The organism is Cellulomonas sp. NPDC055163, from assembly GCF_053607065.1.
Genome location: NZ_JBSGSU010000001.1, coordinates 100,465 through 113,670, shown reverse-complemented (window position 1 = coordinate 113,670; position 13,206 = coordinate 100,465). Strand labels below are relative to the sequence as shown.

General features: G+C 73.6%; 10 protein-coding genes. 7 read left to right on the top strand and 3 right to left on the bottom strand.

Going from position 1 to position 13,206, the window contains the following annotated elements; translation table 11 throughout:
• The first annotated feature begins 7 nt into the window (after nt 1-7).
• The gene (locus ACWFNE_RS00490) at nt 8-1,009 is read left to right on the top strand and encodes a DnaJ C-terminal domain-containing protein (protein WP_452120490.1); all 1,002 of its coding nucleotides are present in this window, start codon (nt 8-10) and stop codon (nt 1,007-1,009) included.
• 5 nt (nt 1,010-1,014) lie between these two features.
• Nucleotides 1,015-1,449: a heat shock protein transcriptional repressor HspR gene (locus tag ACWFNE_RS00485; RefSeq protein ID WP_452120489.1), complete on the top strand. Its 435-nt coding sequence runs from the start codon at nt 1,015-1,017 to the stop codon at nt 1,447-1,449.
• 115 nt (nt 1,450-1,564) lie between these two features.
• Here ACWFNE_RS00485 and ACWFNE_RS00480 read toward each other — a convergent pair whose 3' ends face one another.
• Nucleotides 1,565-2,500 carry a CPBP family intramembrane glutamic endopeptidase gene (locus ACWFNE_RS00480; RefSeq protein WP_452120488.1) on the bottom strand — a complete coding sequence of 312 codons (936 nt, stop codon included), beginning with the start codon at nt 2,498-2,500 and terminating at the stop codon, nt 1,565-1,567.
• A 225-nt stretch (nt 2,501-2,725) separates the two neighbouring features.
• Here ACWFNE_RS00480 and ACWFNE_RS00475 point away from each other — a divergent pair, with 225 nt between their 5' ends.
• Both ACWFNE_RS00475 and ACWFNE_RS00470 read left to right on the top strand, forming a co-directional pair.
• The gene (locus ACWFNE_RS00475; RefSeq protein ID WP_452120487.1) at nt 2,726-3,718 is read left to right on the top strand and encodes an ATP-binding cassette domain-containing protein; all 993 of its coding nucleotides are present in this window, start codon (nt 2,726-2,728) and stop codon (nt 3,716-3,718) included.
• Nucleotides 3,718-4,566, top strand: coding sequence for an ABC transporter permease (locus ACWFNE_RS00470; RefSeq protein ID WP_452120486.1), 849 nt, complete (start codon nt 3,718-3,720; stop codon nt 4,564-4,566). The genes ACWFNE_RS00475 and ACWFNE_RS00470 overlap by 1 nt, the downstream gene beginning before the upstream one ends.
• A gap of 70 nt (nt 4,567-4,636) precedes the next feature.
• Here ACWFNE_RS00470 and ACWFNE_RS00465 read toward each other — a convergent pair whose 3' ends face one another.
• Both ACWFNE_RS00465 and ACWFNE_RS00460 read right to left on the bottom strand, forming a co-directional pair.
• Nucleotides 4,637-7,930, bottom strand: a complete 3,294-nt coding sequence (locus tag ACWFNE_RS00465) for an AfsR/SARP family transcriptional regulator (RefSeq protein ID WP_452120485.1) — start codon at nt 7,928-7,930, stop codon at nt 4,637-4,639.
• Nucleotides 7,931-8,134: 204 nt separating this feature from the next.
• Complete coding sequence (locus tag ACWFNE_RS00460; RefSeq protein ID WP_452120484.1) at nt 8,135-9,757, bottom strand: HAMP domain-containing methyl-accepting chemotaxis protein; 1,623 nt, start codon at nt 9,755-9,757, stop codon at nt 8,135-8,137.
• Nucleotides 9,758-10,223: 466 nt separating this feature from the next.
• On the opposite strand from ACWFNE_RS00460, the gene nrdH reads away from it, so the two are divergent.
• The 3 genes from nrdH (at nt 10,224) to nrdE (ending at nt 13,168) form a co-directional block, all read left to right on the top strand.
• On the top strand, nt 10,224-10,469 hold the full coding sequence (gene nrdH / locus ACWFNE_RS00455) for a glutaredoxin-like protein NrdH (protein ID WP_452120483.1): 246 nt from the start codon (nt 10,224-10,226) through the stop codon (nt 10,467-10,469).
• A 168-nt stretch (nt 10,470-10,637) separates the two neighbouring features.
• Entirely contained in the window at nt 10,638-11,054 is a 417-nt protein-coding gene (gene nrdI / locus ACWFNE_RS00450) for a class Ib ribonucleoside-diphosphate reductase assembly flavoprotein NrdI (protein ID WP_452120482.1), read from the top strand.
• 8 nt (nt 11,055-11,062) lie between these two features.
• Entirely contained in the window at nt 11,063-13,168 is a 2,106-nt protein-coding gene (nrdE, locus tag ACWFNE_RS00445) for a class 1b ribonucleoside-diphosphate reductase subunit alpha (RefSeq protein ID WP_452120481.1), read from the top strand.
• The last annotated feature ends 38 nt before the right edge of the window (nt 13,169-13,206 follow it).

Sequence of the window (13,206 nt, the reverse complement as noted above, 5' to 3'; positions counted from 1 at the left end):
AGGCGCCGTGACCGGCCAGGACTGGCTCGAGAAGGACTTCTACGCCGTGCTCGGCGTCCCCAAGGACGCGGACGCCCCGACGATCAAGAAGGCGTACCGCAAGCTCGCACGCAGCATGCACCCGGACCACAACCCGGGTGACGCGCGTGCGGAGGCGAAGTTCAAGGAGGTCGGGGAGGCGTACGCCGTCCTCTCCGACACCGAGCAGCGCGCGCAGTACGACCAGCTGCGCGCGATGGCCGGCGGCGCCCGGTTCGCGCCGGGCGCCGGCGGCTCCGCCGGGTTCGAGGACCTGTTCGGCGGGATGTTCGGCGGTGCGACGCAGGGCCAGCGCGTGCGCTTCCAGCAGACCGGCGGCGCTCCGGGCGGTGCGGGCGGCACGAACTTCGAGGACCTGCTCGGCGGGCTCTTCGGTGGTGGGGCCGGGGGCGGCGGCGGGTTCTCGCCGTCGCGCGGGCCACGTCAGGGCGCCGACCTCTCGGCGGTCACGACGCTGCCCTTCCGCCAGGCGGCGACCGGCTCGACGGTCTCGCTCGACGTCGAGGGCCGTGTCGTCAACGCGCGCATCCCCGCGGGCGTCAAGGACGGGCAGAAGATCCGGCTGCGCGGCAAGGGCCGGCCGGGGGAGCAGGGCGGACCGGCGGGCGACCTCGTCGTCACCGTGCGCGTGACCCCGCACCCCGTGTTCGCGCTCGAGGGCAGCAACGTGCGCGTGACCGTCCCGGTCGCGTTCGACGAGGCCGCGCTCGGCGCGCAGGTCGACGTCCCGACGCTCGACGGCAGCACCGTGCGGGTCAAGGTCCCCGAGGGCACGCCGTCGGGGCGCACCCTGCGCGTCAAGGGCAAGGGCGTCACGACGCCGTCCGGCACGGGCGACCTGCTCGTGACCGTCCAGGTCGTCGTCCCCCAGCGGCTCACCGGCGCGGCACGCGAGGCCGTCATGGCGTTCGGCGTCGCGACGTCGGGCGAGAACCCGCGCGCCGACCTGCTGGCGCGCGCCCGGGAGTGAGGCCGATGGTCTCCGAGGACGCGCAGGTCTACGTGATCTCGGTCGCGGCCGAGCTCGCGGGCATGCACCCGCAGACGCTCCGCCAGTACGACCGGCTCGGCCTCGTCTCGCCCGGGCGCACGCGCGGGCGCGGGCGGCGGTACTCGCTGCGGGACATCGCGACGCTCCGCGAGGTGCAGCGGCTCTCGCAGGACGAGGGCGTCAACCTCGCCGGCATCAAGCGCATCCTGGAGCTCGAGCAGCAGGTCGACCGGCTCCAGCGGCAGGTCGAGTACCTGCGCGCGTTCACGGAGCCGGGCCGCCGGGTGTTCACCGCCGCGCCGTCGGGCGACGTCGTCGCGGTCCGCCCGGGGCAGCGGCCGCCGGGCACGCGCACCGTGCGCGGCGAGCTCACCGCGACGCCCGGCGCCCTCGTGCTCTGGCAGCCGACGCCGCGCTGAGCACCCGCGCGGGCCGGCGGACGTCCGCGCCGGCTCGGCACCGCGACGCGCGCGTCCGCTCGGCACCCGCCACGCGCGCGCCCGCTCGGCACGGCGACGCGCGCGTTCGCCGGTGTCACGCCGAGACGAGCGCGCCGTCGGTCTCGTCGTCCGGCACCTGTGCGGCCGGCCGCGTGAACCGCCCGGCGCGGTGCGCCAGGACCAGGGCGAGCACCCCGACCGCGGTGCAGACCACGACCGCCGCCAACGACGCCTCCGGCCCGAACTCCCCGCCCGTGAGCCACAGCGGTGCGCTCGGGTCGGCGACGCTGCGGGACAGCGAGTCGCCGATGTCGCCGCCCGACACCGCAGCCCCGAAGACGTACCCCTGGGTCAGGTTCCAGGCGATGTGGATGCCGATGGACACCCACAGCCGCCCGGTGAGGGCGTAGAACGCGGCGAGCATGATGCCCGCTTCGACGGCGATGCAGAGGGCCGCGAACACCGTGGCGCCGGGGTTGGCGAGGTGGCTCGCCCCGAAGATCACCGCGGAGACGGCGAACGCGGACCACGGGCCGAACGCCCGCCACACGAGCCGCAGGACGACGGCCCGCAGGATGAGCTCCTCGACGACACCGGCCTGCACGGCGGTGCCGGCGGCCGCCCAGGCGGCGACCGGCCCGGTCCAGGTGATCTCGTAGAGACCGGCGAGGGACAGCAGCCCCATCACCGCGGCCATCATCAGCACGCCCAGGAGGAGGCCGACGGCCAGGGACGGCAGCGCGGGACGCAGCGCGAGCTCGCTGGGTGCGCGGTCCTCGCCGAGCCGGACCAGCAGCGCGTACGCCGCGAGCGCCAGGGCGGCGCCCACGACGCTCACGAGGAACGCAACGGGCGCGTCGTCGGGCAGCACGCCCGCGAGGGCGTCCGACGCCGGACCGAACACGAGCGTCATGCCGAACACGAGCGCCGGGATCCACGCCAGCGCGCGCAGCCAGCGGAGCCGTCCGGGGTGCAGGACGCGTCGGTCGCCGAGCTCCGGCGGGACGGACCAGAGGGTCGATGCAGTCATGCGGGGGGTCCTCCGTCGGCGGGCCGCCGCGCCGGACCGTCCGGCCGTGCCCACCGGGTCGGAACCTAGGGCCGCGAGGACATCACGGGCCGAAACCGTCCAGAACGGACACCTGCCCGCCGTCGCCGTGCAGGGTCGGAGCGTGTCGGCGCCGTGTCAGCGCGGTGTCGGCGCGCGGCCCCGCGGTGTCAGCGCCCCGTCAGAGCGGCGCAGCACCGTGGGGGCATGACAGCAGACGACCTGGTGATCGAGGCGCACGGCCTCGTCAAGCACTTCGGCCGGACGAGGGCCCTGCAGGGCATCGACCTGGCCGTCGCACGCGGCACCGTCCTCGGCGTGCTCGGGCCCAACGGCGCGGGCAAGACGACGGCGGTCCGCATCCTCGCGACGCTCCTGCGCGCCGATGCCGGCACCGCCCGGGTCGGCGGGCACGACGTCGACCGCGACCCCGACCGCGTACGGCGGGCGATCGGTCTGACCGGGCAGTACGCGTCGGTCGACGAGGACCTCTCGGGCCGGCAGAACCTCGAGCTCATCGGCGCGCTGCTCGACCTGCGCGCACCGGCGGCGCGGGCCCGGGCGACCGAGCTGCTCGCGTGGTTCGACCTGACGGACGCGGCCGGGCGCCCCGCGAAGACCTACTCGGGCGGCATGCGGCGCCGGCTCGACCTCGCGGCCAGCCTCGTCGGGCGCCCCGAGATCATCTTCCTCGACGAGCCGACGACGGGCCTCGACCCCGCCAAGCGCGAGGACATGTGGGACGTCGTCCGCTCGCTCGTCGCCGACGGCGCGACGGTGCTGCTCACGACGCAGTACCTCGAGGAGGCCGACGCGCTCGCGGACGAGATCACGGTGATCGACCACGGCCGCGTCATCGCGCACGACACCCCCGACGGTCTCAAGCGGCGCGTCGGCGGGCAGACGCTCACGGTGCGGCCGTCGGACACCGCCCGCCTCGACGAGACGGCGTCGATCCTCGGCGCCGTCTCCACGGCGGGCCGCGCCGAGGAGGTCCGCAAGGGCGTCCTCGCCGTCCCCGTCGCGGACGACGCGGCGCTGACGGCGACGGTCGCCCGGCTCGCCGCGGCGCGGGTCGGGGTCACCGAGCTCTCGCTGCACCTGCCGAGCCTCGACGAGGTGTTCTTCGCGCTGACCGGCGCACCCGATGCCGAGCGGGCCGGCGACGGCTCCCTCCCGAGCCCGAGGGAGGCCGCGTGATGACCACGGCACCCAGCACGACCAACCCCACCACCACGTCGTCCCCGCTGGCGGGCCGCGCTCCCGCGGGCGTCGCGGCGGAGCCCCGCCCGTTCGCGTACGTGCGTCACTCCGCGAGCCTCGCGCGGCGGAGCCTCATCAAGACGTGGCGCACCCCCGAGGCGCTCCTCGACGTGACGCTCCAGCCCGCGCTGTTCCTCGTGATCTTCGTCTACATCTTCGGCGGCGCCGTCGCCGGGTCGACGGGGGAGTACCTGCAGTTCCTGCTGCCCGGGATCCTCGCCCAGACGATCGCGACGGGGGCGATCGCGATCGGCGTCAACCTCAACACCGACCTCGAGAAGGGGATCTTCGACCGGTTCCGGTCGCTGCCGATCCCGCGCTCGGCGCCGCTCGTCGGCGCGGTGCTCGGCGACGTCGTGCGGTACGCGATCGTCACCGTGTCGACGCTCGCGATCGGCTACGCGATGGGGTTCCGGATCATGACCGACCCGGTCAGCATGCTGGCGGGCTGTGCGCTCGCGGTGCTGTTCGCGCTGTGCCTGAGCTGGGTCTCGGTGTGGGTCGGGATGATGGTCCGGACCTCGGGAGCCGTGCAGGGGATCATGTTCCTGGTCGTCATGCCGCTGAGCTTCGCGTCGAACGTGTTCGTGCCCGCCGAGTCGCTGCCGTCCTGGCTCCAGACGTTCGTCGACGTCAACCCGCTGACGCACCTCGTCGGCGCGGTGCGCGGGCTGTTCCTCGGCGGGCCGACGGGCGCGCACGTCCTGTGGACGCTCGTGTGGTGCGTCGGGCTCGTCGCGGTGTTCATGCCGCTCGCGCTGCGCGCGTACCGCCGCAAGGTCTGAGCGCGGACGCGGGGGTGCCGCCGACGCGAGCCGCCACCCCCGCGGTCCCGTGCCCGGCCCGCACGGACGATCAGCCGAGGAGCGCGACGATGCGGCTGACCGCCGCGCTGCTCGTCAGCTCGTGCACGTCGGCCAGCAGCGCGGCCCGCTCGTCCGGGTCCCCGACGTGCGCGTGCAGCAGCGACTCGAACACCGGCCCGAAGACCAGGGCGATGCTCGCGCCGAGCCGGGTGCCGAGCGCCCACAGCGTGCGTGCGCGCTCGCGGTCACCCCGGCTCGCGGCCAGCTCGGCGAACCCGAGCGCGAGCGAGCCGAGCACCGGGGCGTCCTTGGCGGAGACCGCGTCGGGCACGGCGGCGCGCAGCAGCGCCTCGCTGTCCCGGCCGGCCCGCAGCCGGATGACCGCGGCGCACACCGTGTAGACCACGCGGGCCTGGACGAACGCGTCCGGGTCGGCCTGCGCGACGGCGAGGGCCTCGTCCGCGCACCGGATGGCGTCGTCCCACCGGCCCTCGATCGCGGCGAGGCACGCGAGCCCGACGGACGCGTGCGCTCGCGACGCCTCGCCGGACGTGCGGGCCGCCACGACCTCCTCGAGCGCCGCGCGTGCCTGCTGGTCGCCCCGCAGCGCGCGGTGCACGTGCCGGACCACGACGATCGCGCGCGCGTCGGAGAGGGCGCCGACGGCCGTCAGGTGCTGCTCGGCGCGCGCGAGCCACACGTCGGAGTCGGCCCCGCCTCGCCCGCCCTCCCACTGCCCGATGCCCTGCGCGGCCATGCCCATGCCCCACACGTCGCCGACCGACGCGAACAGGTCGTAGGCCGCGCGGGCGTCGCGCACCGAGTGCTCGACGTCGCCGAGGTTCTCGCGCAGCGCGCTCCGCAGGAACAGGCCCAGCCCGGAGAGGGACGGGTCCTCCTCGGCGACGAGCACGTCGGCGGCCGCGAGATGGTCGGCGGTGCGGGGCGAGGACAGCGCGTCCATCGCGCGCAGGAGTGCGGCCGTCCGGTGGGTCACCACGCCGCAGCCCTGCGCCGCGGCGCCGGCCAGGGAGCGGCGGGCTGCGCGCCGGGCGACGGCGCCGTGGCGGTTGTTCCCGACGATCCCGCTGTTCACGACGGCGTGCAGCGCGACCGTGGCCACGTCCTCCGCGTCCGGTGCCGGGGCGTCCGCCCGCGGTCCGGCCAGGGCCCAGGACCGGGTCCGCACCGCGGGGTCGTCGGCCCCGAGCAGCACGGCCGCCCAGGTGTCGACCTCGGCGTGCATCCCGCGCACGGTCCACAGCGTGGTCAGCGCGGCCCCGATCGCCGTCGCGTCGCGCTCGCTGCCCCGCTCGAGCGCGCGGCGCAGGGCCGCGAGGAGCGTGTCCTGCTCCTCGCCGGTGCGGCGGATGCCCGCCGTGTGCGCGCGCTCGGCGAGCATGCGCGCGACGGTGTGGGCCTCCCCGACCGCCCACCGCACGAGCCGGTCGCGGGCCTGGTCGAGGCCGCGCACACCGTCCGCGCCGGGGGCCTCGTCGAGCCGGCGCTCGCCGTACTCCCGCACGGTCTCGAGCATGCGGTAGCGCGCCGGGCCCCGGCCGAGGTCGGTCCCGGTCGCGTCCGGGCGGGCCTCCTCGAGCACGAGCAGCGACTGCTCGACGAGCGCACCGAGGGCCCGCCGGACCCGGGGTGCGCTCAGGACCGTTCCCGAGCCGGCCGCGTCCGGGCCGAGCAGCTGCACCGCAGCGTCCGCCGTGAACGGGGCCGGGACGACGGCCACGTGCGCGAGCACCGCGCGCTCGTCGTCGGTCAGCAGGCTCCACGACCAGTCGACCATCGCGCGCAGCCCGACGTGCCGCTCGGGCATCCCGCGCAGCGCGTGGTCGAGCAGCGCGAACCGGTCGTCGAGCCCGGCGAGCACGTCGGCGAGCGGCATCGAGCGCACGCGCGCGGCGGCGAGCTCGAGCGCGAGCGGCAGGTTGTCGAGGCGCCGGCACAGCGCCGCGGCGACGTCCGGGTCCCAGGCGAGGTCCGGGCGCGCGGCGTGGGCACGCGTCTCGAGCAGCCGGACGGCGTCCTCGTCGGGCAGCGACAGCACGGGCTGCACCGTCTCCCCGGGAACCGCGAGCGGGGCGCGGCTGGTCGCGAGCACGCGCAGCACGGGACCGGCCTGCGCGAGCACCCGGGCGGTGACGTCGGCAGCGGCGTCGAGCAGGTGCTCGCAGTTGTCGAGCACGAGCAGCCCGCACACGTCCGCGACGCGCCGCAGCCGCTCGTCGGTCGTCAGGACACGGCGGCCCTGGGGGCGGTCCGGGTCGAGGACGGACTCAGCCACCCCGACGGCCGTGAGCAGCGCGGGGAGGACCTCGGACGGCTCGCGCAGGCTCGCGAGCTCGACGGCGTGCACCGTGACGCCACGCCCGGCCGCCCGGCGCGCGACCTCGAGCGCGAGCCGGGTCTTGCCGGCGCCCCCGAGCCCGACGAGCGTCACGAGCGGCCCGTCGGCGAGCGCACGCTCGGTCGCGGCGACGTCGCCCTCCCGGCCCACGAGGCCGGTCACGGCGCGGCGCCACCCGGACGCCGAGGGCTCGGGCGCCGCCGGTACCGCCCCGGCGGTGTCGGTGGGCGGCGCTGCGCCGACCGGCTCCGGCGGCGCGACCGCGCTCGTGGCGGCGCGAGGAGCCAGCTCGCCGCGCAGCAGCGCGACGTGCACCTGCGCGACGACCCCCGAGGGGTCGGTGCCGAACCGCTCGGCGAGCCCGGCCCGGACGCCATCGAGCACGTCGAGCGCCTCCGCGTCGCGGCCCTCCGCGGCGAGCGCCCGGACCAGCAGCGCGACGAGCGGCTCGTCGGGCGGGGTGCGCAGCGCCAGGGCGCGCAGCGCGTCGAGCGGGCCCGGGTCGGTGCCGCCCGTGAGCGCGGCCTCGACGCGCAGCGCGACCGCGTCCGCGAGCAGCCGCAGGTGCGCCGGGTCGTCGTACGTGGCGATGGTGCTGGGCGGGACGGCGCCGCCGACGAGGGCGAGCGTGTCGGCGGCGCACCGGGCGGCGTCGTCGGTCTCGCCCGCGCCGAGCGCTGCGCGGCCCCGGCGCAGCGTGGCGGCCGCGCGGACCGCGTCGATGTCCGTGGGGTCGTGCGCGAGCGCGTACCCGGCCGGGCTCGCCGTGACCCGCAGCCCGGTGCGCCGCGCGCGCGACACGAGGGCCTGCAGCGCACCGGCCGCGTCGTCGGGCGGCTCGCCGTCCCACACCGCCTCGGTGAGCGCGCCGACGCTCACGCTGCGGCCGCGCGCGTCGACGAGCGCGCGCACGAGGGCGACGAGCCGCGCGCCGCGGACGGGTCGGCCGTCGACGGCGAGCGTCCCGAGCGTCGTGATCTGCACGGGGACAGCATCGCGCAGCGGTGGCCCGCCGGGCGCCGAGGGCGTGAGCGTCGCGCGGCGCTGCCGGTGCCCGTCCCGTGCCTGGCCCGCCGCCCGCCCGCGGCGTAGCCGGCGCCCGGGTGCACGGCCGTGCGGTGCACCACCGGCGTCGCCACGGTGGCGCGCCGCACGGCCGTCACGGCACGCGCGACCCGCCGCGAAGGGTCAGACCCGGAAGCGCCCGACGAGCTCGTCGAGGTGCTGGGAGTTGCGCGCGAGCTCGTCGGCGGACGAGCGGATCTGGTCGATGTTGCCGACCGTGTACTGCGCGTTCTCCGCGATCGAGCGGACGTTGTCGGCGATCGTCGTGGCGCCGACGGCGGCCTCCGCGACGTTCGAGGACATCGCGCTGGTCGTGGCGCTCTGCTCCTCGACCGCTCCCGCGATGCTGCTCTGGTGGTCGTTGACCTGACCGATGACCTGGGTCGTCGACGAGATCGCCGACACCGCGACGTCGACGTCGCCCTGGATCTGCGAGATGCGTGCGGTGATCTCCTCGGTCGCCTTCGCGGTCTGCTGCGCGAGCTCCTTGACCTCACCGGCGACGACCGCGAAGCCCTTGCCGGCCTCCCCGGCGCGCGCGGCCTCGATGGTCGCGTTGAGGGCGAGCAGGTTGGTCTGCTGCGCGATGGTGTTGATGAGCGCGACCACGCCGCCGATCGCGGCCGAGGACTCCCCGAGCCGGCTGATGGTGGTGTTCGCCTCGTCGGTGCGGGTCACGGCGGTGCGCCCGGCGTTGCTCGCCTCGGACGCGCTGCGGGCGATCTCGTGGATCGAGGCGCCCATCTGCTCGCTCGCGGCGGCGACGGTCTGCACGTTCGAGGAGACCTGCTCGGCGGCGGCGGCCGCTGTCGTGGCCTGCTGCGCGGCGTCGGACGACTGGCGGGTCATCTCGGCGGTGATGACGGAGAGCTCCTGGGCGGCGGCCGAGGACGTCGAGGCCGTCTCGCCGATCTGCCGCACGAGCGTGGCGATGTTGCCGACGAACCGGTTGAACACCGTCGCGAGCGCGCCGATCTCGTCGGCGGCCGACTCGTCGACGCGCTGCGTGAGGTCCCCGTCGCCGTCCGCGATCTCGCGGAGGCGGCTCGTGAGCGCGTTGACGGGGCGGGTGATGCTGCGCGTCAGGAAGGTCGCGAGGACCAGCACGACGAGGACCGCGACGGCCGTGCCGCCGAGGACGACCGACTTGGTGGTCGTGGCGGTCGCGCTCGCGGCGGCGTCGCGCTCGGCGAGGAGCTGTGCCTCGTCGGAGCGGATGTCGTCGAGCACCCCGCGGATCTGGTCCATCACGGCCTTGCCGGCGTCCGAGAGGACGATCTCCTGGGCGGCCTCGAAGCCCTCGTCGTCGCGGACGTCGATCGTCTGCTGCATCTCCTCGAACTTCGCCGCGACGAGCGGCTCGAGGTCGTCGAGGCGGCCCTGCTGCTCGGCGTTGTCGCTGGTGAGCCCGCGGACGGCGTCGATGTGCTCCGTCACGCTCGTCTGCGCCGCGGTGTAGGGCGCGAGGTAGCCGTCGACCCCGGTGATGAGGTAGCCGCGCTGGCCGGTCTCGGCGTCCTTGAGCGAGGACAGGATCGCGTCGGTCTCGTTCAGGACCTCGTGCGTGTGGGCGACCCAGTCGCTGTTCTCGACGAGCTTCTGCGTGTTGGTGAACGAGACGACGCCGATGACGACCATCAGGACGAGGGCGACCGCGTAGCCGGCGACGAGGCGACGGCCGATGGTCCAGCTCCAGCGTCGGCCCCCTGCGGTCGCCGGGGACGGGTCAGGGGCGGTGCTGCTCACGGTGCGGGCTCCTTGGTGCGACGAGAGGGGTTCGTCACGCCCATCGGGCGTCCGCCCCCCGGTGTGACGCGTGCCGGTGGATGAAGCAGGGGCGGCGGCACCGGGTGACGCCCGTTCGGGTGACCTGGGCGGCCGGCCCGCGCGCGTCGCACCGGCGACACGCCGAGGTCACCGGGCGTTCCCGCGGTGTGTCGCCCGGGCGGCACGCGGGACGAATCGGGCGCGGCCCTGTGGAGGCACCTGTGGAGAGCACTGTGGGGCCGCTGTGGAGGGTGACGAACCCGCAGGTCGGGGCGGTGTCAGACCCCCGGCGTAGCGTGGACTTGTCCACAGCGGGTGAGAAACGACACGGATGTAAGCACAAGTGGTTGTGGTCACTGCCAAGCCGGACCACTAGGTGTAGTGTCGAGTCATCGCAGTGAGGGCTGCGGCAGCACGACCCACAGCAAGCGTCACGGGAGCCAGAATGTCGATCACCGTCTACACGAAGCCGTCCTGCGTGCAGTGCAACGCGACGTACCGCGCGCTCGACAAGCTGGGCTTCGAGTACGAGGTCGTCGACATCAGCCAGGACGCCGACGCGCGTGACTACGTCATGTCGCTCGGGCACCTGCAGGCCCCTGTCGTCGTCGCCGGCGGGCACCACTGGTCGGGTTACCGCCCGGACCAGATCAAGGCGCTCGCCGAGCGCATGGCCGACGCGGTCGCCTGAGCGCCGGCGGCCCACGAGGCCGCCGCACCGCCGCTCAGCACGCACCACGCGGCGTCGAACCACCCGCGGTGCGCGCGCCCGGCCGACCAGCCGGGCGTGAGCACCGCCGCAGGAACGCGCCAGGACCAGCCCCGGGTCCACCGAGGTCCGCCGACGAGGGAGCACAGCATGGGCTCGCTGGTCTACTTCTCCAGCGCCTCGGAGAACACGCACCGCTTCGTCGAGAAGCTCGGTCTCCCCGCGCAGCGCATCCCGCTGACGCCCAAGGAGCCGTTCCTCCACGTCGACGAGCCCTACGTCCTCGTCGTCCCCACGTACGGGGGCGGCAACGAGGGCGGCGCGGTGCCACGGCAGGTCGTCCGGTTCCTCAACGACGAGGCCAACCGCGCGCTCCTGCGCGGGGTCGTCGCGGCGGGGAACACCAACTTCGGCGAGGCCTACTGCATCGCCGGCGACATCATCGCCGCGAAGTGCGACGTGCCGTACCTGTACGGCTTCGAGCTCCTGGGAACGAACGAGGACGTCACCCGCGTCCGCGAGGGATTGAGGACATTTTGGCAGCGACAGTCACGGATACCGGCGTAGCGACGGAGATGGATTACCACTCCCTCAACGCGATGCTCAACCTGTACGGTCCCGACGGCAAGATCCAGTTCGACAAGGACCGCGAGGCGGCACGCCAGTACTTCCTCCAGCACGTCAACCAGAACACGGTCTTCTTCCACGACCTCAAGGAGAAGCTCGACTACCTCGTCGAGAACAAGTACTACGAGCCCGACGTGCTCGCGAAGTACGACGCCGCGTTCGTCAAGACGCTCTTCGAGTACGCGTACTCGAAGAAGTTCCGCTTCCAGACGTTCCTCGGCGCGTTCAAGTACTACACGTCGTACACGCTCAAGACGTTCGACGGGAAGCGCTACCTCGAGCGCTTCGAGGACCGCGTGTGCATGGTCGCCCTGACGCTGGCCGACGGCAACGAGGACTTCGCGCTGTCGATGGTCGACGAGATCATCGCCGGCCGGTTCCAGCCCGCGACGCCGACCTTCCTCAACTCGGGCAAGGCGCAGCGCGGCGAGGCCGTCTCGTGCTTCCTGCTGCGCATCGAGGACAACATGGAGTCCATCGCGCGCGGCATCAACTCCGCGCTGCAGCTCTCCAAGCGCGGCGGCGGCGTGGCCCTGCTGCTCAGCAACATCCGTGAGCACGGCGCGCCGATCAAGCACATCGAGAACCAGTCCTCGGGCGTCATCCCCGTGATGAAGCTCCTCGAGGACTCCTTCTCCTACGCCAACCAGCTCGGCGCGCGCCAGGGCGCCGGCGCCGTGTACCTGCACGCGCACCACCCGGACATCTACCGGTTCCTCGACACCAAGCGCGAGAACGCCGACGAGAAGATCCGCATCAAGACGCTCTCGCTCGGTGTCGTGATCCCGGACATCACGTTCGAGCTCGCGAAGAAGAACGAGGACATGTACCTGTTCTCGCCGTACGACGTCGAGCGCGTCTACGGCGTGCCGTTCGCCGACATCTCGGTGAGCGAGAAGTACTACGAGATGGTCGACGACGCGCGCATCCGCAAGACGAAGATCAACGCGCGCGAGTTCTTCCAGACGCTCGCCGAGCTGCAGTTCGAGTCCGGCTACCCGTACGTGATGTTCGAGGACACGGTCAACCGCGCGAACCCCATCAAGGGCAAGATCACGCACTCGAACCTGTGCTCGGAGATCCTCCAGGTCTCGACGCCGTCGACGTACAACGACGACCTGTCCTACGAGCACGTCGGCCGCGACATCTCGTGCAACCTCGGCTCGATGAACATCGCGCTCGCGATGGACTCGCCGGACTTCGGCACGACCGTCGAGACGGCGATCCGCGCGCTCACCGCGGTCTCCGACCAGACGACGATCGACTCGGTCCCGTCGATCCGCCGCGCCAACGCCGGCGGCCACGCGATCGGCCTCGGGCAGATGAACCTGCACGGGTACCTGGCGCGCGAGCGGGTGCACTACGGGTCCGAGGAGGGCCTGGACTTCACGAACATCTACTTCTACACGGTGGCGTACCACGCGATCCGGGCGTCGAACCGCCTCGCGATCGAGCGCAGCCAGAAGTTCGACGGGTTCGAGGACTCCACGTACGCGACCGGCGAGTACTTCGAGAAGTACGTCGAGCGGGCGTGGGAGCCGAGGACCGCGCGGGTGCGCGAGCTGTTCGCGACGGCCGGCGTGCACATCCCGACGCAGGACGACTGGCGCGAGCTGGCGGCCTCCGTGCGGGAGCACGGCCTGTACAACCAGAACCTCCAGGCCGTCCCGCCGACGGGCTCGATCTCCTACATCAACCACTCGACGTCGTCGATCCACCCGGTCGCGTCGAAGATCGAGATCCGCAAGGAGGGCAAGATCGGGCGTGTCTACTACCCGGCGCCCTTCCTGACGAACGACAACCTCGAGTACTACGACGACGCGTACGAGATCGGCTACGAGAAGATCATCGACACGTACGCCGAGGCGACGCAGCACGTCGACCAGGGGCTGTCGCTCACGCTGTTCTTCAAGGACACCGCGACGACGCGTGACATCAACCGCGCGCAGATCTACGCGTGGCGCAAGGGCATCAAGACGCTCTACTACATCCGCCTGCGCCAGATGGCCCTCGAGGGGACCGAGGTGGAAAATTGCGTCAGCTGCATGCTGTGACCAGGCAACACGGCTGAGTCGTGGGGCCTTGGGACGTT

What these genes read in the sequence shown, in the direction of transcription:
- ACWFNE_RS00485 (WP_452120489.1), top strand. Translation starts at nt 1,015, where the DNA reads ATGGTCTCCGAGGACGCGCAGGTCTACGTGATCTCGGTCGCGGCCGAG.
- ACWFNE_RS00470 (WP_452120486.1), top strand. Translation starts at nt 3,718, where the DNA reads ATGACCACGGCACCCAGCACGACCAACCCCACCACCACGTCGTCCCCG.
- ACWFNE_RS00480 (WP_452120488.1), bottom strand. Translation starts at nt 2,500, where the DNA reads ATGACTGCATCGACCCTCTGGTCCGTCCCGCCGGAGCTCGGCGACCGA.
- nrdI (WP_452120482.1), top strand. Translation starts at nt 10,638, where the DNA reads ATGGGCTCGCTGGTCTACTTCTCCAGCGCCTCGGAGAACACGCACCGC.
- ACWFNE_RS00475 (WP_452120487.1), top strand. Translation starts at nt 2,726, where the DNA reads ATGACAGCAGACGACCTGGTGATCGAGGCGCACGGCCTCGTCAAGCAC.
- nrdH (WP_452120483.1), top strand. Translation starts at nt 10,224, where the DNA reads ATGTCGATCACCGTCTACACGAAGCCGTCCTGCGTGCAGTGCAACGCG.
- nrdE (WP_452120481.1), top strand. Translation starts at nt 11,063, where the DNA reads ATGGATTACCACTCCCTCAACGCGATGCTCAACCTGTACGGTCCCGAC.